Origin of the sequence: Microbacterium sp., from assembly GCF_035687345.1 — a bacterium.
Classification (GTDB): Bacteria; Actinomycetota; Actinomycetes; order Actinomycetales; family Microbacteriaceae; genus Microbacterium.
Map to the genome: position 1 here is coordinate 1 of NZ_DASRXZ010000140.1, position 23434 is coordinate 23434.

A 23434-nucleotide genomic window follows, 5' to 3' on the forward strand; every position below is an offset into this window, starting at 1 on the left:
GGCGGCCATAGCGAAAGGGAAACGCCCGGTCCCATTCCGAACCCGGAAGCTAAGCCTTTCAGCGCCGATGGTACTGCAGGGGAGACCCTGTGGGAGAGTAGGACACCGCCGGACACCCACATCCCCGAATGGCCACCACACCGGTGGCCATTCGGCGTTAACGGGCGAAACTGCAGGAGGAGCATTTGGGACTGTTCACGCGCCGAGCGTCGACCCCGACGCCTCTCGACAATGTGGATGTCATCCTGGCCGACCTCGACGGGGTCGTGTACGCCGGAGCGAATGCACTCCCACACGCGGTGGAGAGCCTCAACCGGGCTCGTGACGGCAGACGCCTCGCCTACATCACCAACAACGCGTCGCGCACCGACGCATCCGTCGCCGAGCATCTGTCCGAGCTCGGCCTTCCGACGCAAGCCGACGAAGTCGTCACAAGTCCGCAGGCCGCGATGCGGCTGCTGTCGACGTTGATCCCGGCGGGTTCGACCGTGCTCGTCGTCGGCGGGGAGGGCCTCGTCGTCGAGGTGCAGAAGGCCGGCTTCACGGTGACCCGCCGTGCGCAGGACGATCCCGCCGCCGTCGTGCAGGGGTTCTCACCCGACGTCGATTGGACGCAGCTGGCCGAAGCCGCGTTCGCGCTCAAGACGCCCGAAGACGCGGGCGGCATCCCGTGGATCGCGACGAACACCGACTGGACGATTCCCATGGCGCGGGGCATCGCTCCGGGCAACGGCACGCTCGTCTCCGCGGTGCACACCGCTGTCGGACGACTGGCGACTGTCGCGGGCAAGCCCGAGACTCCGATCTTCGAAGAGGCTGTCGCGCGGTTCGGGGCGCGGCATCCGCTGTTCCTCGGTGACCGACTCGACACCGACATCCTCGGCGCCAACCGTGCCGGCATTCCCTCCGCCCTCGTCCTGACGGGCGTCGATCGCCCCAAGCACGTGCTGGCGGCACCCGCCGGGTCGCAGCCGACATACATCCTCGGCGACCTGCGCGAGCTCGACCAGCCGTACCCGGAAGCCGTCGTCCGTGACGGCGTCGTCACCGTGCGCGGGGCCAGCGTGCGCGTCAACGGTGCCGACGTCGAGATCCTGTCCGAGGGCGATGAGCCGATCGACCTGTTGCGTGCGGGCGCCAAGGCGATCTGGGACACCGGTCGTGCGATCTTCGGCTTCCGCGTTCCGGAGCGCCTCTACGCCGACCCGTTCCACCGCCCGTGACGCGGATGCGCCCGCACGCCGGTCGCGCGACCCGCCGTTGTCAGGACGGACACGTATCCTGATGCGCATGGAATCGCCGCACCCCGTCGCATCCGACGGCTCCGAGACCGACGACCTGCTGTCGGCGCTCGAGGTGATCGAGAGCCAGCCGCTCGGCGAGCGTGCCGAGGCGTACGAAGCGCTGCACGACGCCCTCGCGCGCCGGCTCGAATCCGGCCCGACAGACTCGCGTCCATGACGCAGCGCCTCGACGCGGCCCTCGCCTCGCGCGGCCTCGCGCGGTCACGTACGCACGCGGCCACGCTGATCGCGCAGGGCCTCGTGACCGTCGACGGCAGGCCCGTGGTGAAGGCATCGGCCAAGGTCGACGACGACTCCGTGCTGGACGTGTCGGGCGGCGACCACTACGTCAGCCGTGCGGCGCACAAGCTCATCGCCGCGCTCGACGCGTTCGGCGTCGACGTCGCGGGCCGGGTCGCGCTCGACATGGGAGCGTCGACCGGCGGTTTCACCCAAGTGCTGCGCGAGCGCGGCGCGTCGCCGGTGATCGCCGTCGATGTCGGGCACGGGCAGTTGGCGGCATCCGTCGCGGCCGACCCCGGGGTCATCTCGATCGAAGGGTTCAACGTGCGCGACATGACGCGCGAGAACCTCGCCACCGCGAGCGGCGTGGCCGTTGCGCCGTCGATCATCACGGGTGACCTGTCGTTCATCTCCCTCACGCACGTGCTTCCCGCTGCTCGCTTCGTGGCGGCCGACGACGCCGACCTTGTGCTGCTGGTCAAGCCGCAGTTCGAGGTCGGTCGCACCGGAGTCCGCGAGGGGCTCGTGAAGGACGCGTCGCTGCGCGCCGATGCGGTCGCCGGAGTGCTGTGGGCGGCGTGGGATGAGGGGCTCGGCACGCTCGGCGTCATCTCCTCCCCAATCGCGGGAACGCACGGGAACTCCGAGTTCGTCGTGCACATCGCGCCGGGGCGGGGAAGCAATCCGACAGAATGGTTGGGCACCGTGAACCGATTGACGGGGAGCACATGACACAGCCCGATCGCAGCATCCTCGTGGTCGTGCATGCCCTGCGCGCCGACACCGTCGAAGCGGCCCAGCGGGTCGTCGCCGCTCTGCGGGCGGCCGGTGCGCGGCCGGTGCTCTCGGCCGAAGACCACGCGGAGCTCGTCCGCGTGGGGGCGGGCCTCGACGACACCGCCGTCCTCGGCGAGGAGGTGCCGGTCGACGACATCGAGCTCGCGATCGTGCTCGGCGGCGACGGCACGATCCTGCGGGCCGCCGAGCTCGTGCGCGAGGGCACCGCCCCCGTGCTGGGCATCAACCTCGGCCACATCGGCTTCCTCGCCGAGAGCGAGCGCGACGACATGGACGAGGCGGTCCGCCGCGTGATCGCGCGCGACTACACGGTCGAGGAGCGCCTCGCACTGCAGGTCCGCGTGAAAGACACCTCCGACCGCGTCGTCTACGACACGTGGGCTCTCAACGAGGCGACCGTCGAGAAGGCGAGCCGAGAGCGCATGCTCGAGGTCGTCATGGAAATCGACGGGCGACCGCTGTCGACATTCGGATGCGACGGCGTCGTGATCTCCACGCCGACAGGGTCCACCGCCTACAACTTCTCGGCGGGCGGCCCGGTCATCTGGCCGACGGTCCAGGCGATCGCCGTGGTGCCGCTCTCGGCACACGCCCTCTTCGCGAAGCCGCTCGTCGTCGGCCCCGAGCACGCGGTCGCGATCGAGCTTCTCGAGCGCACGAACGGGCAGGGCATCCTGTGGTGCGACGGGCGGCGATCCCACGATCTCCCGCCCGGTGCCCGCGTGGTCGTACGCCGATCGGAGCGTCCTGTGCGGCTCGCACGCCTGCACCACGGCGCCTTCACGGATCGCCTCGTGCGCAAGTTCCACCTCCCGGTCGAAGGCTGGCGCGGGCCGGCGGCGATCGCCGCGGCGCCGGTGCGACCGGACGCTCCCGACTTCGAGGGTGACGCGTGATCGAAGAGATGCGCCTGCGCGATCTCGGCGTGATCGCCGAGGCCGTGCTGCCGATGGGCCGCGGCTTCACCGCGATCACGGGTGAGACCGGCGCGGGCAAGACGATGGTCGTGACCGGCCTCGGGCTGCTGCTCGGCCAGCGCGCCGACTCCGGCGCCGTCCGCTCGGGTGCGCCTCAGGCGGTGGTCGACGGCGTGTGGATCGTCCCTGCCGAAGGGCCCGTCGCCGACCGTGTGCGCGAAGCCGGCGGTGACCTCGAACCCGCGGGCGACGGAACCGCCGCCCTCTACGTCGGCCGCACGATCTCGAGCGAAGGTCGCAGCCGCGCGACGGTCGGGGGTCGATCGGCTCCCGCCGGCGTGCTCGCCGACCTCGCCGACGAGCTGGTCGTCGTCCACGGGCAGTCCGACCAGCTGCGGCTGAAGTCGGCCGCCGCTCAGCGCGACGCGCTCGACCGTTTCGGCGGCGAGCCCGTCGCCGAGGCCCTCGCGTCGTACCGCGAGGCGTACGAGCGGTGGCGAGCGATCGACCGCGAGCTCACGACGCTCACGACCGACCGTGAGGCGCGGGCGCGCGAGGCCGACGACCTGCGCGCCGCGCTCGACGCGATCGAGCAGGCCGCACCGCAGCCGGGGGAGGACGAGCAGCTCGCGCAGCGCGCCGAGCGCCTCGCCCACGCCGAAGAACTGCGTCTCGCCGCAGCCACCGCGCACGAAGCGCTCTCGAGCGAAGACGACCGTCCTGACGTCGCGTCGCTCATCGGCGAGGCTCGCCGGGCGCTCGAACGCGCGGCGGCCCAGGACGCCGCACTCGGAGACCTCGCCGACCAGGTGGCGGAGCTCGGCTATCGAGCCACCGATCTCGCGACCGCCCTCGCCGCGTACCTGGCCGACCTCGACGAGACCGGCCCGCACGAGCTCGCCGCCGTCGAGGAGCGCCGCGCCGTGCTCGCGCCGCTCGTTCGCGCGCACGGCAGCCTCGAGGCCGCGATCGAGCTCCTCGAGACGGGATCCGCGCGCCTCGCCGAGCTGGACGACGACGGCGACCGCGTGGAGCGCCTCACGGCGGAGCTGCAGGAAGCGGCATCCGTCCTCGACGGCGCAGCCGCCGTCCTCACTCAGCGCCGCACCGAAGCGGCGAAGCGACTCGGCGACGCCGTGACGGCCGAGCTGCGTGCCCTGGCGATGCCCGACGCCCGCGTCGAGGTGTCCGTCGCACCGGGCGCCGAGTCCTCGGCGGGCCGCGACGAGGTCGCGATCCTCCTCGCGCCGCACCCGGGCGCCGACCCGCGCCCGGTGTCGCGCGGCGCGTCGGGCGGCGAGCTCAGCCGTGTGATGCTCGCGATCGAGGTCGTCATCGCGAGCACCGACCCCGTTCCGACCTTCGTGTTCGACGAGGTCGACGCGGGCATCGGCGGCGCCGCGGCGATCGAGGTGGGCCGCCGGCTCGCGCGGCTCGCGCGCACGAGCCAGGTCATCGCCGTGACGCATCTCGCACAGGTGGCAGCGTTCGCCGACAACCACCTCACGGTCGTCAAGGCGAGCGACGGATCGGTCACCGCGTCGAGCGTGCGACGGCTCGAGGGTGCCGACCGCGAGGCCGAGATGGCTCGTCTGCTGTCGGGGTCCGACTCCGAGGCGGCGCTCACGCACGCGCGCGAGCTGCTGGACAGCGCCTCCGCGGACGGCGACGACGCGGCATCCGCATCGGCGAGTTCTCAGGCCCGCGTCAAAACCGGCTGATAGGATAAAAGCCCGTGATGCAGACTCCAGGCACAAGTCCTCGCGGCGATTCGAACGACACCACCAAGCACATCTTCGTGACCGGCGGTGTCGTTTCTTCATTGGGCAAGGGGCTCACCGCCGCCAGCCTCGGAAATCTGCTGACGGCACGCGGTCTGCGCGTGGTGATGCAGAAGCTCGACCCGTACCTCAACGTCGACCCGGGAACGATGAACCCGTTCCAGCACGGCGAGGTCTTCGTCACCGACGACGGCGCCGAGACCGACCTCGACATCGGCCACTACGAGCGCTTCCTCGACATCGACCTCAGCCAGGCCGCCAACGTCACCACCGGCCAGATCTACTCGCAGGTCATCGCGCGCGAGCGGCGCGGCGAGTACCTCGGCGACACCGTCCAGGTGATCCCGCACATCACCGACGAGATCAAGCGCCGCATGCGCCTGCAGGCGACGGAAGACCCGCGTCCCGACGTCATCATCACCGAGATCGGCGGCACGGTCGGCGACATCGAGTCGCAGCCCTTCATCGAGGCCGCGCGACAGATCCGTCACGAACTCGGCCGCAACAACGTCTTCTTCGTGCACGTCTCGCTCGTGCCGTTCATGGGTGCGTCGGGGGAGCAGAAGACCAAGCCCACGCAGCACTCCGTCGCCGCCCTGCGCTCGATCGGCATCCAGCCCGACGCGCTCGTGCTCCGCAGCGACCGCCCGGTGACGGAGTCCAACAAGCGCAAGATCGCGCTCATGTGCGACGTCGACGAGGACGCGGTCGTGAACGCGGTCGACGTGCCGAGCATCTACGACATCCCGACGATGCTGCACGAGCAGGGCCTCGACGAGTACATCGTGCGCGCGCTCGGCATGCACAAGGCGGCCGATGTCGACTGGTCGCGCTGGTCGAAGGTGCTCCAGGCCGTGCACAATCCGAAGCACGAGGTCACGATCGGCCTCGTCGGCAAGTACATCGACCTGCCCGACGCGTACCTGAGCGTCACCGAGGCGCTCAAGGCGGGCGGCTTCGCGCACGAGGCGAAGGTCACCGTGACGTGGATCCCGTCCGACCTGTGCGAGACGCCCGAAGGGGCCGAGAAGGCGCTCGCTGAACTCGACGGCATCGTGATCCCGGGCGGCTTCGGCATCCGGGGCATCGAGGGCAAGCTCGGCGCGCTCCGCTTCGCGCGCGAGCAGGGCATCCCGACGCTCGGTCTGTGTCTCGGCCTGCAGTGCATGGTGATCGAGTACGCGCGCCACGAGGCCGGCCTCGAAGGGGCGTCGTCGAGCGAGTTCGACCCCGACACGCAGTTCCCCGTCATCGCGACCATGGAGGAGCAGGTCGACATCCTCGACCACGGCGACCTGGGCGGCACCATGCGGCTCGGTCTGTACGAGGCGAACCTGGCCGAAGGTTCGCTCGCGGCCGAGCTGTACGGCTCGACCCGCGCGGCCGAGCGTCACCGCCACCGCTACGAGGTCAACAACCGCTACCGCGACCAGCTCGCCGCCGCAGGGCTCGTGTTCTCGGGAACCTGGCCCGACGGCGACCTCGTCGAGTACGTCGAGCTGCCGCGCGATGTGCACCCGTTCTACATCGCGACGCAGGCCCACCCCGAACTGCGCTCGCGTCCGACGAACCCGCACCCGCTGTTCCGCGGTCTCGTGGGCGCCGCGATCGAGCGCCACCGCGCGAGCGAGCTGTTCGACGTCGTCGAGAATGCCTGAGCCGGGCGTGCCGGACTCCGGCGGAATCGAGGCGGATGCCGCGGCATCCGTGTCGCCCGCGTCGCTGCGCGACGAGCCCCTCGACGTCGAGATCCTCGACTCGAGCCTCGTGTACGAGGGCCGCGTGTGGGACGTGCGCAACGACCGTTTCCGCTATGGCGACCACGAGCTCGAGCGGCAGTACGTCGACCACCCGGGGGCCTCCGCGATCGTGGCGCTCGACGACAGGGAGCGCGTGCTGCTCATCCAGCAGTACCGGCATCCGATCCGCCGTCGCGATTGGGAGATCCCCGCGGGACTTCTCGACATGGACGGTGAGTCGCCGCTCGAGACGGCGAAGCGCGAGCTGGCCGAAGAGGCCGACCTCGCCGCGGAGCATTGGGAGCCGCTCGTGAGCGTCTTCTCGACGCCGGGCGGGAACGACGAGGTCGTTCACATCTTCTTCGCATCGGGGCTCCAGCCGCTCGACGCGGTGCACGATCGCGAGGAGGAGGAGGCCGACATCCGCATCGAGTGGGTGCCGCTCGCGGATGCCGTGACAGCGGTGCTCGAGGGGCGTCTGCGCAACGGGATCCTCGCAGTCGGCGTGCTGGCCGCTGCCGAAAGGCTCCGCCGGACAGAATCGTGACGTGAGACTCGACCGGGCCGTCGACGCGTATGTGCGTCACATCTCGATCGAGCGCGGCTTGTCCGACCACACGGTCGCGGCCTACCGGCGCGACCTCGCCACGTACGTGCAGTGGCTCGACGAGAACGGCGTGCACGAGTCGGGCGAGGTGACAGCCGACCTCGTGGCGCGGTTCGCGGCCGAGCGCGCGTCGGCGCAGCCGCCTCCCGCGGCCACGAGCCTCGCACGACTGCAGTCGTCGGTGCGGGGGCTGCACCGGTTCCTGGTGCGCGAGGGGATCGAGACGGATGACCCGGCGGCACGCCTGCGACCGCCCAAGACCCCGCAGCGGCTGCCGAAGGCGCTCACGATCGAGCAGGTGGAGAGCCTGCTCGACGCGGCAGGGCCGCCGCCGGGCGAAGCCGCCGAGGCGGACGTCATCGCGCTGCGCGACCGCGCGCTCCTCGAGCTGCTCTACGCAACCGGCGCGCGTGTGTCGGAGGTCGTGCAACTCGACGTCGACGACGTCTCGCGCGGCGAGGTGCTGCGCGTGCGCGGCAAGGGGGCGAAGGAGCGCATCGTGCCGATCGGGTCTTATGCCCGGGCATCCGTCGATGCGTATCTGACCCGCGCGCGACCTGAGCTCTCGCGTCGCGGCCGCGCGACCCCTCGCCTGTTCCTCGGTGCCCGCGGAGCGCCGCTGTCGCGCCAGAGCGCGTGGCTGATCATCCAGCACGCGGCGGAGCGCGCGAAGCTCTCGGCGCACGTGTCGCCGCACACGCTGCGGCACTCCTTCGCGACGCACCTGCTGCAGGGCGGTGCGGACGTGCGGGTGGTGCAGGAGCTGCTCGGCCACGCATCCGTCTCGACCACCCAGATCTACACGCACGTGTCGATCGACGCGCTGCGCGACGTGTACGCAACGTCGCATCCGCGGGCGCGCTGATCCCGCCGCTCCGACACCTGGCGCCGGGCAGGGGTGTTGCGCCGCACGAGTTGCCAGTAGACTCCGGGGCCAGCAACCCCCTCGCCGGCACAACCGGCTCACCCACGAAACCGCAGACGATGTCAGCGCGTGTCGCGGGCGTAGCGGTAACGGCCCTCGTGGCTCCTGCTCTGATCGCGCCCGTTTTCGACGTCGCGACGACGGAGCCGTCCGCCGCCGCGGTGGCGGACTGCGCGCAACTCACCACACTGGGGAGCTGCTCGATCGAGTACGAGGATCTCGGCTCCGACGGCTACGTCGACGTTTCACTCCCCACGTCGCTCACACGACTGACGATCCTTGCGTACGGCGCAGAGGGCGGCGGCACTGGGGACGACTCGGGGCGAGGCGGCCCGGGTGGACTCGTTGTCGCGGCGTACGAGCTTCCGGCCGGTACCTACGGCGTCCGCGTGTGGCTCGGAGAGAAGGGTCGACAGAGCCATGAGACCACGCGCGGATTCAGCTCCGGTGGTGGTGGCGGCGACCGGATCTTCGACGTGTCGAGCGGATTCTCCGGAGGCGGCTCATCGGCCGTCGAGTGGCTCCTGCCTGGGCGCACAGAGCTGGTCGTCGTCGCCGGCGGTGGCGGCGGCGCGAGCCACGACGGCGGTGAGGGCGGTGCGGCCAGCGGCGGCTCGGGCGGACTGCCTCCGGGCGACGGAACGAACGGTACGACGCCGGCGAGCAACGGGAACGGCATCGGCGGCTCGGGCGGCGGCGCAAGCGGTCGGGACGGCGAGTCCGCGTCGAACGCGGGCGCCGACTACCAGGTGACGTCGGGCGGTGGCGGCGGTGGCGGAGGCTACCCGCGCGGCGGTGGCGCCGGCGAGAGCGGGACCGCTGGGCAGTGCAAGATCAACGGCAGGTGCCCGCCCAACGCGCAGGGCGGTGCCGGGGGCGGCGGCGGTGGCGGCCAGTCGTGGTCGAGTGAGAGCAGTCGCCTCGATGTGGTCTACGCGTCGGGCAGCTCGGGCAACGGCTCGGTGCTGCTCGTCGCGGGTGACCAATTGCACGCCTTCGAGTGCATCGACTCCAGCGACCCGCGAACCTGGACCGTCCCGGACGGCACCGGTTCGATCGCCTTCGTCGTCGCGGGCGGCGGCGGCACTCGCGGCCACAACAGCGCTGACATGGAGGGCAGCGGTGCCGTGGTCTCGGGCGTCCTGGACGCCACCGGCATGACCGAGCTGCGATATTGGGTCGGATGCGGCGGCTATGAGCACGGCGGACGCGGATGGTCGCACCCGGGCGACTCGGGCAGCGCGAGCGCGACCACGGCGCACGACGGCGGTGGCGGGGGCGGAGCGTCGATGCTCATGGACGCGACGGACGGCAGATCCACCCCGCTCGTGGCCGCAGGCGGCGGCGGAGGCTCCGGAGGTGACGTGTCGACGAGCGTCGCGCCATGGGTGAGGAAGGCCGACGGCGGCCGCGGCGGCTCGGGCGCGGGATCCGACGGCGGCGCGTACAACTACAACGGCGATCGAGGCTCGGGCGGGAACTTCGGCCGCGGCGGCGTGGGCGGATGCGCCGCGTGCCGCGGCACGTCCAGCGAGCCGGATCCGAGCGGCGGACACGGTTCGAGCGACGACACCGGCGGTGGAGGAGGCGGTGGCGGTGCCGGCTACCCGCGCGGCGGCCACGGCGGAGGCACGTCGCCGACCGACGCGGGCGGCGGAGGCGGCGCGGGGCAGTCGTACTGGTCTCCCGCGGTCACGTCGGAGGTCACAGCGGGCCCCAACGGAATCCGGTCGAAGAGCGGCTTCATCATCCTCGTGCCGATCCAGAAGGCGCCGACGACGACCCTCACGGTGACGAAGGAGGTGTCGGGCGCGGCATCCGGATTCGCCCGCGGCCCGTACACCGTCGATGTCGCGTGCACGCTCGACGGCACGCAGGTCGTCGACGACACGTTCACGATCGGCATCGGCTCGTCCGCGGGGCACACCCTCGACGAGATGCCGGTCGGGTCGGTCTGCACGGTGACCGAGACCGGCACGGCGGATGCCACGACCCCCGCGCCGCCGCAGACGATCACCCTCGAGAACACGCCCGCGACCGTCGTGCTCACCAACGTGTACGCGATGACCGAGGTCGAGATCAGTCTTTCGAGCGGGTTCGCCGCGCATGACGGGCCGACGCCGGGGGACCTTCCGCTGGGGGAGCTCGAGGTCGGGATCTCGTGCAGCCTCGACGGCGTGCCTGTGCCTCTCGGTGCGCCGGTCGTCGACGGGCGCATCCCGTTCGACGGCGCGTCGACATGGGACGCGGAGACCTCCGCTACTGTGCCCGGCGTGCCGGTCAACGCGGAGTGCACACTGACGCACACCGGCCGTCCCGGGTCCACGACAACCTTCACGCACGGATCGCAGACGGCGACCGGTACGTCATTCGCCTTCACGGCGGCAGCGGATGCCACGCCCAACGCCGTCGCGATCGACGACGAGTACGCGCTCGCGCCGCTCACCCTGACGAACGAGGCCGAGGGGTCGGGCACGCCACCCGTGACGACGTACTCGATCGGCGTGACGTGCGACTACGGCGGCCAAGCCGTCACCCTCGCCCCGACACAGTCGACGGTCGCGCTCCCGTCCGGCGGGACGACCGTCGTGCCGAATCTCCCTGTAGGCGCCGACTGCACGACGACGCAGCTCGACCCCGGCATCGCCGTCGCCGTGCGCTACTCCCCGTCGCAGACCGTCCCGATCCCCGCAGGCGGGGGCTCCCAGGCGATCATCGACGTGTTCGAGGCGAGCGGTCTCGTGCTCGTGAAGCAGCTCTCCGGGCCCGGTGCCCGGTGGGCGAACGCGGCCACGACCGTGAGCCTCACGTGCACGGCCGACGGGCTTCCCGACCCCGTGCTCGAGCTCGAGCACACGTTCGACCCGCTCGGCGGCTCGTTCACGGTGAGCGACGGGCTCGACGTCGGCGACGAGTGCTCGATGACCGAGACGGCGACGGGCGGGGCATCCGTCGTGTCGTATTCCTCGAGTTCGGATCTCACGCCGTCACCCGACCCCGTCACGGTCGAGGTCGGCGCGAGCGGAACGAGCCTCACGGTGCTCAACCGGTTCGATGTCGGCTCCCTCGTGGTCGACACGTGGCCCGACGGCCCTGCGGCGCACCACGCGCGCCCGTCGGCCGTGACGGTGGGGGAGTGCACCTTCAACGGTCAGGCGATCGAGGTCGAGCCGGGGCGGGCGACGGTCGAGTTCCCGTTCCCGGCGGACGGCGGTCGCGCGGAGGTGCCGACGATCGTCGCCGGCGCGCAGTGCGACGTGGTGCAGACCTCGATGGGCGGAGCGACGTTCAGCGAGATCACCGTCACCGACGGCGATCCGTTCACGTCGATCGATGCGGGTGCCCGGGTGACGGTGCATGCGGCCGGTTCGTCTCCGACGACGGTCTCGATCATGAACGTGTTCGAGGCGGGCACGCTCACCGTCCCGGTGCAGCTCGCCGGGGCGGCGGCGTGGGCCGCGAACACCGACTACGCCGTCGAGCTGCATTGCGAGTTCGCGGGGCGCCCGGCGGAGTGGCTCGGGCCGGACGGCATCGGCTTCCTGAGCTACGAGCCCGACGGCACGCCGCGGCAGACCTACGCCCTCACGCAACTGGACGACCTTCCCACGGGAACCGTGTGCGAGGCGCTCCAGGTCGACAGCGGCGGCGCCTCGATCGTCACGTACGACCCGCCGCCGATCACAGCGGTCGCACCGGCCGGACTCGTCGCGCGAGCCGGCCTCCTCGCATCCGCACCGCTCGCCGCTCCGGTGGCCGACATCAGGCCGTTCCAGCTCGTCGACGGCGGCTCGGGCCCTGTCACGGTCGAGTCCGGCGCGACCGTCTCCATCACGATCACGAACACCTTCGAGGCGGGAACGTTCACCGTCGAGACCCGGGTGGGCGGCAACGACGCCGCGGCGCACGCCGACACGTTCTTCCTGTTCGAGCAGTGGTGCACGTTCAACGGGCAGCGGCTCGGACCGCCGCCCGACGACCCCACGCGCCCCGTGCACTTCTCGCTGAACGGCGCCGCCGAGCGGACGTTCGACCAGCTTCCCGTCGGCGCGGAGTGCACAGCGGTCGAGACGGACTCCTCCAACGCGACTCTGGTGACGCCGGATACGACGCAGTCGGGCACGATCCAGGCGACGGGACTCCGTCTCGTGTTCACGAACCTGTTCGATGTCACCGGGCTCACGGTGCGGCAGATCATGACGGGTGACGGCGTGGCGACGTACGGCGCCGGCCTCGACTACTGGTCGATCGTCGAATGCTGGGCGGGACCGGATCGCACGCGGCGCGTCGACGTCCCGAACGACGGCGTGGCCGTCCTCACTCCGGGCGACGGGTACTCGCTCGTGTGGACGCTGCCCGCGAACGCGGTCTGCACGTTCACCAGGCACTCGGTCTCGCTCGCGACGGCCGTCGCCGACTCCCCGGCAGTCACGCTCCGGCTCGGCGAACCGCACCTGCTCGAAGTCACGCGCGAGTTCGCGCTCGCGACGTTCACCGTCGACAAGCGCGTCGTGGGCGGAGCATCCGCCTCCGCCTTCGACTTCACGGTCGGCTGCACGTGGACGCGCACCGACCCCATCGCGGTGCCGCTGAACGACCACGCGCCTCCGACATTCTCGCTGGCGAACGGCGGAAGCGCGCAGCGCCAGGTGATCGGCGGAGCGAACTGCACCGTCACGGAGGCGCCAGCCGGAAGCAACGTGCGCACGAGCGTGAACGTCGCGGGCGAGACCGTCGGGGGACGCTCCGCGAGCGTGCTGCTGCTCGCAGAGGAGTCCGCGTCGTTCTCGTACACGAACGCGTACCCCTTGCCGCCGACCGGCCTCGCCCTGCCGATGCTCGCGGTGAGGGTCGGCTTGCTGCTGCTGGCGCTCGGGATCGGCATCGTCCTCCTGCGTGCGCGTCGCCCGAACGCCGGGTGATCTCCCGGGTTCGCGGCCATGCCGTGGCTAGAATCGGTGCACGACATGGCGAAGTCAGGAGAGCCAGTGGCTGGCAGCGCGACGAAGAGCACGGCGAAAGCCCCGAAGCCCGACGGGGACGAGCCGATCGGACCCACCGGTCGCCCGTATCACGGCTTCCCGACTCCTCCGAAGCTCGACGGCCACGGACCCGCACGCATCATCGCCCTGTGCAACCAGAAGGGCGGCGTCGGCAAGACGACCACCACGATCAACCTCGCCGCCGCGCTCGCCGGCTACGGCCGCAAGGTGCTCGCCGTCGACTTCGACCCGCAGGGCGCCCTGTCGGCAGGGCTCGGGATCCAGACGCACGACATCCCGACGATCTACGACCTGCTGCTCGACATCCGCACCGACCCGCACGAGGTCATCGTGCACTCGAGCATCGAGGGCCTCGACGTGCTGCCGGCGAACATCGACCTGTCGGCCGCCGAGGTGCACCTCGTCAACGAGGTCGCGCGCGAGCAGACGCTCGCGCGCGTGCTGCGCAAGGTGTCGGCCGAGTACGACGTCATCCTCATCGACTGCCAGCCGTCGCTGGGCCTGCTTACGGTCAACGCCCTCACCGCGAGCCACGGCGTGATCATCCCGCTCGAGTGCGAGTTCTTCGCGCTGCGCGGTGTCGCGCTGCTCATCGAGACGATCGACAAGGTGCGCGATCGCCTGAACCCGACGATCAACCTCGACGGGCTGCTCGCCACGATGTACGACCCGCGCACGCTGCATTCGCGCGAAGTGCTCGAGCGGGTCGTCGAGGCGTTCGGCGACGACGTGCTCGAGACGGTGATCGGGCGCACAGTGAAATTCCCGGATGCCTCGGTCTCGGGCGTTCCCATCACCGAGTTCGCCCCCGAGCACGCCGCCGCCCAGGCCTACAAGCGGTTGGCGCGGGAGCTGGTCGCGCGTGGTGCGGTCGCCTGACGAGGATCCGCCGGTCCCTGGGCAGCCGCCGGTCGCTGAGCAGCCGCCGGTCCCTGAGCAGCCGCCGGTCCCTGGGCAGCCGCCGGTCCCTGACCGCCAGCCGGTCCCTGAGCCTGTCGAAGGGTCGGCCACCGACGGCACGGTCGACGCTTCGACAGGCTCAGCGACCGAGGCGGGGGGCTCAACGACCGAGGGCGCGGGCGACGCTTCGACGGGCTCAGCGACCGGGGAGAGCGGCTCAGCGACCGAGGCGGTGGGCTCAGCGACCGGGGAAGGCGAGGACGGTGGCGGATTCCGCGTCTCGCTGTCGAACTTCGACGGCCCGTTCGACCTGCTGCTGAACCTCATCTCGAAGCACGAGCTCGACGTCACCGAGATCGCCCTGTCGAAGGTCACCGACGAGTTCATCGCGTATCTGCGCGATCTGGGTCCGGACGAGGACCTCGACGAGGCATCCGAGTTCCTCGTCGTCGCGGCCACGCTGCTCGACATGAAAGTCGCGGGGTTGCTGCCGCAGGGCGAGCTCGTCGACGCCGAGTCGGTCGCCCTGCTCGAGGCACGCGACCTGCTGTTCGCGCGACTGCTGCAGTACCGCGCGTTCAAGGAGGTGTCGGCGTGGTTCGAGCGGTGCCTCCGCCGGGAGGACAAGCGTCACGCCAGAGCGGTGCCGCTCGAGGAGAAGTACCGGCAGAAGGTGCCCGAGCTCGTGTGGACGCTGAGCCTCGACGACTTCGCGGCGCTCGCGGTGCTCGCGATGACGCCGAAGGAGATCCCGCACGTGCGGCTCGATCACCTGCACGCGCCGCTCGTCAGCATCCGGGAGCAGGCGGCGATCGTCGTGACGCTGCTCCGCGACGCCGGCACCTTGAGCTTCCGCGAGCTCATCGCCGGCGCGACGCAGCCGGGCGTCGTCGTCGCGCGCTTCCTCTCGGTGCTCGAGCTGTACCGCCACAGCGCCCTCTCGTTCGAGCAGCTCGAGCCGCTCGGCGAGTTGACGCTGCGCTGGACCGCCGACCGGTGGTCCGACGAGAACCTTGCCACGCTGGGAGCCGACTATGACCGATGATGTGACGACGACCGATGTCGCCCGGCGGCTCGAGGCGATCCTCATGATCGTCGACGAGCCGCAGAGCCTCGTGAGCCTCGCCGCCGCGGTCGGCGCGCCCGTGCCGGCGGTGCGCCAGGCGCTCGAGGCCCTCGTGGAGGACTACGACGGCCGCGCGGGCGGCCCCCGCCGCGGCTTCGAGCTGCGCGAGGTCGGCGGCGGCTGGCGCCTGTACGTGCGCGAGGAGCACGACGACCTCGTCGCCGAGTTCGTCGGCGGCCAGGCGCCCGCCCGCTTGTCGCAGGCGGCGCTCGAGACACTCGCCGTGATCGCCTACAAGCAGCCTGTCACGCGCAGCCAGGTCGCGTCGATCCGGGCCGTGAACGTCGACTCGGTCGTGCGCACGCTGCTCGCTCGCGGCCTCATCACCGAGCTCTTCACGGATGCCGAGACTGGCGCCATCCACTACGGCACGACAGACGCGCTGCTCGTCAACCTCGGGATCAACTCGCTCGACGAGCTGCCGCCCATCTCGCCGCTGCTCGACGACGGGTCCGAAGGCTTCGACGAGGTGGTGCGATGACCCCGCACGACAAGGGTGAGGCGGATGCCGCGCCCGAGGGCGTGCGTCTGCAGAAGGCCCTCGCGAACGCGGGCGTCGCTTCGCGCCGCGTGGCCGAGCAGCTCATCGTCGAGGGACGCGTGCGGGTCAACGGCGAGGTCGTCACCGAACTGGGCACACGCATCGATCCAGATGTCGATCTCATCGACGTCGACGGAACGGCGGTGCAGCTCGATCAGACGAAGCGCTACGTCATGCTCAACAAGCCGACGGGCGTCGTCAGCTCGATGCGCGACGACCGCGGGCGCCCCGACCTGCGCCGCTTCACGAAGGAGTGGCCGGAGCGGCTCTACAACGTGGGTCGCCTCGACGCCGACACGAGCGGGCTGCTCGTGCTCACGAACGACGGCGAGCTCGCGCATGTTCTCGCGCACCCGTCGTTCGGGGTGACGAAGGTCTACATCGCGAAGGTCGAGGGGCGGGTGACGCCCCAGACGATCAGCCGCCTCACGAAGGGCATCGAGCTCGAGGACGGACCCATCGCCGCCGACAAGGCTCGGCTGCTCGACGCATCCGGCGGTTCGGGTCGTGGCGCGAGCTCGCTCGTCGAGCTGACTCTGCACTCCGGCCGCAATCGCATCGTGCGGCGGATGATGGCGGAGGTGGGGCATCCGGTCATCGAGCTCGTCCGTCGCCAGTTCGGCCCGCTGCACCTGGGAACACTCCCAGTGGGTCGAACCCGCGAGTTGACTAAGGTGGAACGCGGTGCGCTTCTGACCCTCGCGCGCCGTTCAGAGCCGGGCCGCAGCGACAGCGACTCCCGTGGGGGGAGTGACGACCCCGATAGCGCGCCGGCGGACCAGGAGATCGAGTGACCGATTCCGTTGCCAAGGCGAGCGCGCCGCTCGCCACGCGCGTGCACGGCACGGTGCGCATCGTCGGCGCGGGCCTGCTCGGGTCGAGCATCGGCCACGCGCTTCGCGCCCTCGGCGTCGACGTCGTGCTGCACGACGCGTCGCCGTCGCAGTTGCGCCTGGCGATCGACTACGGTGCCGGCCGCGCGGTGCGCGACGACGACTCTCCATCGCTCATCGTGGTCGCCGTGCCGCCGGACGTCACGGCCGACGTCATCCAGCAGGAGCTCGAGCGCTTCCCGGGCGCGGTCGTCACCGACGTCGCGAGCGTCAAGCTCGAGCCGCTGCGCACGCTGCAGGAGCGCGGCGTCGACCTCACGCACTACATCGGATCGCACCCGCTCGCGGGTCGCGAACGGGGTGGCGCGATCGCGGCGCGCGCCGACATCTTCGTCGGGCGCCCGTGGGTCGTGTGCCGAGACGCCGAGACCCCGGCCTCCGATCTCGCCCTGGTCGAAGGGCTCGCGCTCGACCTCGGCGCGATGCCGATCGAGATGTCGCCCGAAGAGCACGACCGCTCCGTCGCGCTCGTGTCGCACGTTCCCCAGCTCGTCGCGAGCCTCCTCGCCGGGCGCTTCGTCGACGCGCCCGACGGGTCGCTCCGCCTCGCGGGGCAGGGCGTGCGCGACACGACGCGCATCGCGGCATCCGCCCCCGAGCTGTGGGTGCAGATCCTCGGAGCCAACGCCGCGCCCGTCGTCGACGTGCTCGACGCGCTCGCGGCCGACCTCACGTCGGTCGCCGACGCGCTGCGCGCGCCCGAGGCACCCGGAGCACGACGGGCGGTCGCCGACACGATCCGCCGCGGCAACGAGGGCGTCGAGCGCCTGCCGGGCAAGCACGGGCAGAACCGCCGCTTCGAGCAGGTCGTCGTCATGGTCGACGACCGCCCCGGCCAGCTCGGTCGCCTGTTCGGCGAGCTGGGCGAGCTCGACGTCAACGTCGAAGACCTGCGCCTGGAGCACTCGCCCGGCGCCCAGTTCGGCCTCGCCGAGATCAGTGTCGTGCCGAGCGCCGTGCGCCGTGCCGTCGAGGGCCTCGAAGCGCGCGGCTGGAAGATTGCGAGCACCACGAATGACTGACCTGCAGACGACCGACGAGCCCTTCGTCGTCGCCGTCGACGGACCCGCCGGCAGCGGCAAGTCCAGCGTCTCGAAGGAGGTCGCGCGCCGCCTCGGCTTCGGGTACCTCGACACGGGCGCCGCCTACCGCGCACTCGCGTGGCACGCGCTCGAGCACGGCGCCGACACATCGGATGCGGCATCCGTCCTCGACGTCGCCAGCGACTTCGACTACTCGATCTCACTCGACCCCGACTACTACTGGGTGCGCGTCGGCGCGGCGGACGTCACCGAGGCGATCCGCGAGCCGCGGGTGTCGGATGCCGTCTCCGGCGTCGCCCGCGTGCCGGCGGTGCGCGAATCGGTGAACGCCCTGTTCCGTGCTCTCGTGGCGAACTCGCGCAGGCCGGGGGTCGTCGTCGAGGGCCGAGACATCACCACGGTCGTCGCGCCCGACGCCCCCGTGCGGATCCTGCTGACCGCGTCACCCGAGGTGCGGGCCGCTCGGCGCAGCGCCGAGCTGACGACGGAGGACGCGGCATCCGTCGCCGCCGCCCTGCACCGCCGTGATGCGTCGGACTCGACCGTCGTCGACTTCCTGACGGCCGCACCGGGTGTCACCGTCGTCGACTCGACCGACCTGGACTTCGCGCAGACCGTGCAGGCGGTGCTCGACATCATCGCCGCATCGCGCACCGAGACGGTGGGGAAGGGGGCGCACGATGGGCGCTGAGGACGAGTACGAGGGCGGCCCCGACCACCTCGCCGACACGCTCGCGCACCTCGACGACGACCTCGCCGACCAGCGCGCTTCGGCGCTGCGGGCGTCGCTGTCGGAGTACGAGCTCGATGAGGCGGATGCCGAGCTGCTCGCGGGCGTCGACCGCGGCGACGACGGGATCGAGTTCCTTCCCGCGCTGCCGGTGGTGGCGATCGTGGGGCGTCCGAATGTGGGCAAGTCCGCGCTCGTGAACCGGATCCTCGGCCGTCGCGAGGCGGTCGTCGAAGACACGCCGGGCGTCACGCGCGACCGCGTCACGTACAAGGCCGAATGGATGGACCGGCGCTTCTCGCTGGTGGACACCGGCGGGTGGGAGCCCGACGCGAAGGGCATCGACCGCTCGGTCGCCGCTCAGGCCGAGGTTGCGATCGACCTCGCCGACGTCGTGCTCTTCGTCGTGGATGCGATGGTCGGGGCGACGTCGACCGACGAGCACGTCGTGCGCCTGCTGCGCAAGGCGAACAAGCCGGTGTTCCTCGTCGCGAACAAGATCGACGACGCCCGTCAGGAGCCGGAGGCCGCGGCGCTGTGGAACCTGGGCCTGGGGGAGCCGCATCCGGTCTCGGCGATCCACGGCCGCGGTGTCGCCGACCTGCTCGACGAGATCATGAAGGTGCTGCCGGATGTCTCTGCTGTCGCCAAGCAGGAGATCGGCGGTCCGCGTCGGGTCGCGATCCTGGGACGTCCGAACGTCGGCAAGTCGTCGCTGCTCAACAAGGCGGCGGGCGAAGAGCGCGTGGTCGTCAACGAGCTCGCCGGCACTACGCGCGACCCGGTCGACGAGGTCGTCGAGGTCGGCGGCAAGCTGTGGCGCTTCGTCGACACCGCCGGCATCCGTCGCCGGGTCCACCTGCAGCAGGGCGCCGACTTCTACGCGTCGCTGCGCACGTCGGCCGCGCTCGAAAAGGCCGAGGTCGCCGTCGTCGTGCTCGACGTGTCGGAGCCGATCAGCGAGCAGGACGTGCGCATCATCGACCTCGTGCTCGAGTCGGGCCGCGCGCTCGTGCTCGCATTCAACAAGTGGGATCGCCTCGGCGACGAGGACATGGAGGACATCGACCGTCGCCGGTACCTCGAGCGCGAGATCGAGCAGGACCTCGCTCACGTGTCGTGGGCGCCGCGCGTGAACATCTCCGCGCGCACGGGGCGTCACCTCGACAAGCTCGTGCCCGCGCTCGAGACCGCGCTGGCGTCGTGGGATCAGCGCATTCCCACGGGCAAGTTCAACGCGTTCCTGTCGGAGCTGGTGGCGGAGCATCCGCACCCCGTGCGCGGTGGAAAGCAGCCGCGCATCCTGTTCGGTACGCAGGCCGCGACGCGCCCGCCGACCTTCGTGCTGTTCACGACCGGATTCCTCGACGCGGGGTACCGGCGGTTCATCCAGCGCCGGCTGCGCGAGCTTTTCGGGTTCGAGGGCACGCCGATCGTCATCAACATGCGGGTGCGCGAGCGCAGGCAGCGCTAGGCGAGGCGGCGCGGCCGCACCATCGCCGTGTCATCCGCGAGCTCGAACCCGTACTGCCGGTAGAGGTCGTGTGCGGTGCTCGTGAAGAGCACCCAGCGGAAATCGCGGCCCGGGCCGTCGTCGATCATGAAGCGCACCAGCTGCTTGCCGAGCTCGCGACCGCGGTGGTCATCGAGCACGAAGACGTCGGCGAGGTAGGCGAAGGCGACACCGTCCGACACGGCTCGTGCGAAGCCGACCTGCTCGCCCGTGTCGCTCCGGTACGCGCCGACCAGGCGCCACGCCGACGCGAGCTGGGCGTCGAGATCTGCACGCGTGCGCTCGCGACCCCAGTAGGCCTCGGTCGACAGCCAGTTCCATACGACGTCGGGCTGGATGCGGGTGGGGTCGTCGTCCAACACGTACTCCATCCGCATATCGTGCCAAAGCCGGTTCGCGGCGCGGGCGGGCCACAGGGTGATCGGCGGCATGATCGGTCGCCGGGTCAGCGCGCGCGTAACCGTTCGACTTGTTCGGGCCGGCGAGCGGGAAAGCGTAGGCCGCTGTCAGGGTGGGTGTGTAAGTCTGGACGCGTGACCATCGAGCCCCCCGTCCCAGGCGAGCCGCGCCGCCCCTTCGGGCCGCGGAACCCCGGTGACGCATGGGTCGTCGCGCCGACTGGCGAGCGGTACTGGGGCAAGTACGGGGCTGCGGGGCTGCTCGCGATCGACCCCGACCGCGGCGTGTTGCTGCAGCACCGCGTGTCGTGGAGCCACTTCGGCGACACGTGGGCGCTGCCCGGCGGTGCCCGCCACGAGGGGGAGTCGGCGTGCGACGGCGCTCTTCGCGAGGCGGGTGAGGAGGCCGGCGTCCCCGCCGGATCGATCCGCCCGAGGCTGCTCAGCGTGTTCGACCTCGGCTACTGGAGCTACACGACGCTGGTGGGCGATGTCGTGGTGCCCTTCGAGCCGCAGATCACCGACCCCGAGAGCCACGAGCTCGCGTGGGTGCCCGCCGACGATGTGGAGGACCGGCCGCTGCATCCGGCATTCGAAGCTTCGTGGTCGCACCTGCGCGAGGTTCTCGGCGTACGGCCGGCCGTGGTCGTGGACGCGGCGAACGTCGTCGGGTCGGTGCCCGACGGGTGGTGGCGCGACCGCGCCGGAGCCGCGCAGCGGCTGATCTCGCGCGTGGGCGGCCTCGCGGCCACGGGCGTCGACGCGGCGGCGCTCGAACTGCCCGAAGACGTGTGGTTCCCCGAATGGACGATCGTCGTCGAAGGGCAGGCGAAGGCCGTGGCCGACGACGACTCGGTGGAAGTGGTGCGCGCGGAGGCCTCGGGCGACGACCGGATCGTCGCGGAGGCTTCGCGGCTCGTCGATCGGCACCGTGAGGTGACGGTGGTGACGAGCGATCGCGAGTTGGCCGGACGCGTGACGGATGCCGGCGCCACCGTGCGCGGCACGCGCTGGCTCCTCGACCAGCTGCCCGCGGCGTGACCGGTCGCTGATACCCGGTCGCTGAGACCGCTGAAGCACCCGGTCGCTGAGCTCGTCGAAGCGCGCGCCTACCCGCGCCCTCGAAGTCGATCGATCTCCCGACGCTCCCGCTTCGTCGGCCGACCAGCTCCGCGGTCGCGCACAGGCACGAACCCCGTGAGCTCACGCGGCGGCGGGGGAGGAGTGCGGTCCTCGACCGACTCCGCGACGACCGCGGCACCCACGCGTTTCGTGATGGTCTGCTTCACGACGAGGATCCGGTCGAATCCCTGGATCCGCACGCGTAGCTCATCGCCTGGGCGCACGGGCTGCGCCGCCTTCGCGCGTTCGCCGTTCACACGGACGTGTCCCGCGCGGCACGCGGCCGTCGCGGCGGTGCGGGTCTTGAAGATCCGCACCGCCCACAGCCACGCGTCGACCCGCGCCGACTCCGCCATCACGCGACCTCCTGTACCACTGGCTCCTCACTGCGTGCGGCGATGCGGTCGGCCACGATGACGCCCGCGGCGATGAGTCCCTGGCCGAGCGTGTACGTGAGCATGACCATGGGGCTGGTCCAGTCAGGCATCGCGTCGGGCAGGAACAGCCGGAACGCGAGGATCGAGTCTGAGGTGAGGAAGAACGCGCCGCCCCATGCGATGAGCGGGTGGCATCGCGAGGCCGCGACGGCCGTGCCGCCCAGCACGAGCCCGTAGACGGCGACCGCGATCGCGAGTCCGCCGAGGTGTGGCCACAGCACCGCGATGAGGACGCCCCACCACACGGCGTACACGAGCGCCCACGGCGGCACGCGTCGGACGGCGAGCTTGCGCCAGAACAGCCAGATGTAGCAGAGGTGCGCGAGGCCGAAGAACAGGAGCATCATCGGCAGGGTCGGGGCGAACGGGAAGAACGTACCCGCCCCGTCGCCGAGCCACGACAGTGCGATCGCGGCGAGGAGCAGCGCATACGTCGCGCCCCAGCGCGATCCGCGCCCACCGAGGAGCACCGCGAGTGCCAGCAGCGGCATGAGCGCCAGCTTCGTGGGGGCGGCGATCGCGTCGGCGTCGAACGCGAGCGCCACGACGTGGACGATCGAGACGATCGCGTAGGGGACGAATCCGATCCAGAGCCGTCGCATGTTCCTCCTCATCGAGCGCGCGGACGATCCATCGTCGCACGCGCGACGCCCGCTCTGCGCCTCAGCGAGTGAGGTCGAGCGCGACGATCGCGCGGCCTGCCTTCGGTCGCGCCACCGTCTCGAATCCGGCGTCTTCGAACACCGACAGCACGCCGTGATACAGCTCGTTCGACGACTGCTTCACTTCACGTGGGTCGCGCGGGTACGCTTCGAGAACGCGCGCGCCTTGCTCACGTGCGAACTGCACGGCGGCTTCGAGCAGACGGTGGTTGAGCCCTTGCCTGCGGTACTCGCGCCTCACGACGAAGCACGACACCGCCCACACCGACGGGTCGTCCCAGTCCTCTCGCGTGTGCGCGGCGTACTCTCTCGTGCGCTGCAGCCGCGGTTGCACAGTCCGAGGACTGACGCGCACCCACCCGGCCGCCTCACCGTCGACGTACGCGATGAGGGCCGGCGGGACCTTGTCGCCCATCTGCTCGCGCAGCAGGTCGGTGCGCTCATCGAGCGTCGTCGCGTTGAACTCGGCGTTCGTGAGCGTCCACCACTGGCATTGGCAGCTGTGCCCGTCGCCGCCTCCTGTCAGCGCATGCTCTGCGTCGTCGAAGCGGTCAGCGGTGGCAGGGAGGACTTCGATCCGGGGCATGCGTCGACGCTAGTCGCGGCATCCGACACCGTGAAGACGGATGCCGCGCCCCGCCGCCCCCGGTTCGCGACCGCCCCCGGGTCGCGACCGCCCCCGGTTCGCGACCGCTCTCGCGAGCGGGTAGGATGGGGGAGTTGTCCGCGCTCCGGCGGGGGCATCGGGATGTGGCGCAGCTTGGTAGCGCACT

General features: G+C 71.1%; 21 protein-coding genes and 1 rRNA gene. 18 read left to right on the forward strand and 4 right to left on the reverse strand.

From position 1 onward, the window contains the following. The 17 genes from rrf to der form a co-directional block, all read left to right on the forward strand. A 5S ribosomal RNA gene (rrf, locus tag VFF97_RS16360) occupies positions 1 to 114 on the forward strand; the annotation flags it as partial. A gap of 71 nt (positions 115 to 185) precedes the next feature. After that, positions 186 to 1223 (forward strand): HAD-IIA family hydrolase, encoded by a 1038-nt coding sequence (locus tag VFF97_RS16365; RefSeq protein WP_325034568.1) that lies wholly within the window; start codon positions 186 to 188, stop codon positions 1221 to 1223. A gap of 67 nt (positions 1224 to 1290) precedes the next feature. Then, positions 1291 to 1461 (forward strand): hypothetical protein, encoded by a 171-nt coding sequence (locus VFF97_RS16370; RefSeq protein ID WP_325034569.1) that lies wholly within the window; start codon positions 1291 to 1293, stop codon positions 1459 to 1461. Then, complete coding sequence (locus VFF97_RS16375) at positions 1458 to 2258, forward strand: TlyA family RNA methyltransferase (RefSeq protein ID WP_325034570.1); 801 nt, start codon at positions 1458 to 1460, stop codon at positions 2256 to 2258. The genes VFF97_RS16370 and VFF97_RS16375 overlap by 4 nt, the downstream gene beginning before the upstream one ends. After that, complete coding sequence (locus VFF97_RS16380) at positions 2255 to 3220, forward strand: NAD kinase (protein WP_325034571.1); 966 nt, start codon at positions 2255 to 2257, stop codon at positions 3218 to 3220. The genes VFF97_RS16375 and VFF97_RS16380 overlap by 4 nt, the downstream gene beginning before the upstream one ends. Further along, on the forward strand, positions 3217 to 4962 hold the full coding sequence (gene recN / locus VFF97_RS16385) for a DNA repair protein RecN (protein ID WP_325034572.1): 1746 nt from the start codon (positions 3217 to 3219) through the stop codon (positions 4960 to 4962). The genes VFF97_RS16380 and recN overlap by 4 nt, the downstream gene beginning before the upstream one ends. 17 nt (positions 4963 to 4979) lie before the next feature. Further along, positions 4980 to 6680, forward strand: coding sequence for a CTP synthase (locus VFF97_RS16390; protein WP_325034588.1), 1701 nt, complete (start codon positions 4980 to 4982; stop codon positions 6678 to 6680). Next, positions 6673 to 7308 carry an NUDIX hydrolase gene (locus VFF97_RS16395; protein ID WP_325034573.1) on the forward strand — a complete coding sequence of 212 codons (636 nt, stop codon included), beginning with the start codon at positions 6673 to 6675 and terminating at the stop codon, positions 7306 to 7308. Before VFF97_RS16390 ends, VFF97_RS16395 begins: the two co-directional genes overlap by 8 nt. A 1-nt stretch (position 7309) precedes the next feature. After that, positions 7310 to 8233, forward strand: a complete 924-nt coding sequence (xerD, locus tag VFF97_RS16400; RefSeq protein WP_325034574.1) for a site-specific tyrosine recombinase XerD — start codon at positions 7310 to 7312, stop codon at positions 8231 to 8233. Positions 8234 to 8391: 158 nt separating this feature from the next. Beyond that, positions 8392 to 13215 (forward strand): DUF5979 domain-containing protein, encoded by a 4824-nt coding sequence (locus VFF97_RS16405; RefSeq protein WP_325034575.1) that lies wholly within the window; start codon positions 8392 to 8394, stop codon positions 13213 to 13215. A gap of 45 nt (positions 13216 to 13260) precedes the next feature. Further along, a complete protein-coding gene (locus VFF97_RS16410; protein ID WP_325034576.1) occupies positions 13261 to 14175 on the forward strand; it encodes a ParA family protein in 915 nt (304 codons plus the stop codon). Positions 14176 to 14428: 253 nt separating this feature from the next. Then, complete coding sequence (locus VFF97_RS16415; RefSeq protein WP_325034577.1) at positions 14429 to 15241, forward strand: ScpA family protein; 813 nt, start codon at positions 14429 to 14431, stop codon at positions 15239 to 15241. Beyond that, the gene (gene scpB, locus VFF97_RS16420) at positions 15231 to 15803 is read left to right on the forward strand and encodes an SMC-Scp complex subunit ScpB (protein ID WP_325034578.1); all 573 of its coding nucleotides are present in this window, start codon (positions 15231 to 15233) and stop codon (positions 15801 to 15803) included. Before VFF97_RS16415 ends, scpB begins: the two co-directional genes overlap by 11 nt. Then, positions 15800 to 16657: a pseudouridine synthase gene (locus VFF97_RS16425; RefSeq protein ID WP_325034579.1), complete on the forward strand. Its 858-nt coding sequence runs from the start codon at positions 15800 to 15802 to the stop codon at positions 16655 to 16657. The genes scpB and VFF97_RS16425 overlap by 4 nt, the downstream gene beginning before the upstream one ends. Further along, complete coding sequence (locus VFF97_RS16430) at positions 16654 to 17778, forward strand: prephenate dehydrogenase (RefSeq protein ID WP_325034580.1); 1125 nt, start codon at positions 16654 to 16656, stop codon at positions 17776 to 17778. Before VFF97_RS16425 ends, VFF97_RS16430 begins: the two co-directional genes overlap by 4 nt. After that, positions 17771 to 18490 carry a (d)CMP kinase gene (gene cmk, locus VFF97_RS16435; protein ID WP_325034581.1) on the forward strand — a complete coding sequence of 240 codons (720 nt, stop codon included), beginning with the start codon at positions 17771 to 17773 and terminating at the stop codon, positions 18488 to 18490. The genes VFF97_RS16430 and cmk overlap by 8 nt, the downstream gene beginning before the upstream one ends. Further along, positions 18480 to 20003 carry a ribosome biogenesis GTPase Der gene (gene der / locus VFF97_RS16440; protein WP_325034582.1) on the forward strand — a complete coding sequence of 508 codons (1524 nt, stop codon included), beginning with the start codon at positions 18480 to 18482 and terminating at the stop codon, positions 20001 to 20003. The genes cmk and der overlap by 11 nt, the downstream gene beginning before the upstream one ends. Here der and VFF97_RS16445 read toward each other — a convergent pair. Beyond that, the gene (locus VFF97_RS16445) at positions 20000 to 20413 is read right to left on the reverse strand and encodes a GNAT family N-acetyltransferase (RefSeq protein WP_325034583.1); all 414 of its coding nucleotides are present in this window, start codon (positions 20411 to 20413) and stop codon (positions 20000 to 20002) included. The genes der and VFF97_RS16445 overlap by 4 nt on opposite strands. A gap of 162 nt (positions 20414 to 20575) precedes the next feature. Here VFF97_RS16445 and VFF97_RS16450 point away from each other — a divergent pair, with 162 nt between their 5' ends. Further along, a complete protein-coding gene (locus VFF97_RS16450) occupies positions 20576 to 21481 on the forward strand; it encodes an NUDIX domain-containing protein (protein ID WP_325034584.1) in 906 nt (301 codons plus the stop codon). Between the two features lie 68 nt (positions 21482 to 21549). Here VFF97_RS16450 and VFF97_RS16455 read toward each other — a convergent pair whose 3' ends face one another. From VFF97_RS16455 to VFF97_RS16465, 3 genes are all read right to left on the reverse strand, one after another. After that, positions 21550 to 21918 (reverse strand): RNA-binding S4 domain-containing protein, encoded by a 369-nt coding sequence (locus VFF97_RS16455; RefSeq protein WP_325034585.1) that lies wholly within the window; start codon positions 21916 to 21918, stop codon positions 21550 to 21552. Further along, a complete protein-coding gene (locus VFF97_RS16460) occupies positions 21918 to 22601 on the reverse strand; it encodes a lysoplasmalogenase (protein WP_325034586.1) in 684 nt (227 codons plus the stop codon). The genes VFF97_RS16455 and VFF97_RS16460 overlap by 1 nt, the downstream gene beginning before the upstream one ends. Before the next feature lie 61 nt (positions 22602 to 22662). Further along, the gene (locus tag VFF97_RS16465; protein ID WP_325034587.1) at positions 22663 to 23247 is read right to left on the reverse strand and encodes a GNAT family N-acetyltransferase; all 585 of its coding nucleotides are present in this window, start codon (positions 23245 to 23247) and stop codon (positions 22663 to 22665) included. Positions 23248 to 23434: the final 187 nt, after the last annotated feature.

Coding starts and splice junctions, on each gene's coding strand:
- VFF97_RS16395 (WP_325034573.1), top strand. CDS start 6,673: ATGCCTGAGCCGGGCGTGCCGGACTCCGGCGGAATCGAGGCGGATGCC.
- VFF97_RS16445 (WP_325034583.1), bottom strand. CDS start 20,413: ATGGAGTACGTGTTGGACGACGACCCCACCCGCATCCAGCCCGACGTC.
- VFF97_RS16390 (WP_325034588.1), top strand. CDS start 4,980: ATGCAGACTCCAGGCACAAGTCCTCGCGGCGATTCGAACGACACCACC.
- VFF97_RS16425 (WP_325034579.1), top strand. CDS start 15,800: ATGACCCCGCACGACAAGGGTGAGGCGGATGCCGCGCCCGAGGGCGTG.
- VFF97_RS16370 (WP_325034569.1), top strand. CDS start 1,291: ATGGAATCGCCGCACCCCGTCGCATCCGACGGCTCCGAGACCGACGAC.
- VFF97_RS16465 (WP_325034587.1), bottom strand. CDS start 23,247: ATGCCCCGGATCGAAGTCCTCCCTGCCACCGCTGACCGCTTCGACGAC.
- VFF97_RS16460 (WP_325034586.1), bottom strand. CDS start 22,601: ATGCGACGGCTCTGGATCGGATTCGTCCCCTACGCGATCGTCTCGATC.
- scpB (WP_325034578.1), top strand. CDS start 15,231: ATGACCGATGATGTGACGACGACCGATGTCGCCCGGCGGCTCGAGGCG.
- VFF97_RS16410 (WP_325034576.1), top strand. CDS start 13,261: ATGGCGAAGTCAGGAGAGCCAGTGGCTGGCAGCGCGACGAAGAGCACG.
- VFF97_RS16375 (WP_325034570.1), top strand. CDS start 1,458: ATGACGCAGCGCCTCGACGCGGCCCTCGCCTCGCGCGGCCTCGCGCGG.
- der (WP_325034582.1), top strand. CDS start 18,480: ATGGGCGCTGAGGACGAGTACGAGGGCGGCCCCGACCACCTCGCCGAC.
- VFF97_RS16455 (WP_325034585.1), bottom strand. CDS start 21,918: ATGGCGGAGTCGGCGCGGGTCGACGCGTGGCTGTGGGCGGTGCGGATC.
- VFF97_RS16380 (WP_325034571.1), top strand. CDS start 2,255: ATGACACAGCCCGATCGCAGCATCCTCGTGGTCGTGCATGCCCTGCGC.
- cmk (WP_325034581.1), top strand. CDS start 17,771: ATGACTGACCTGCAGACGACCGACGAGCCCTTCGTCGTCGCCGTCGAC.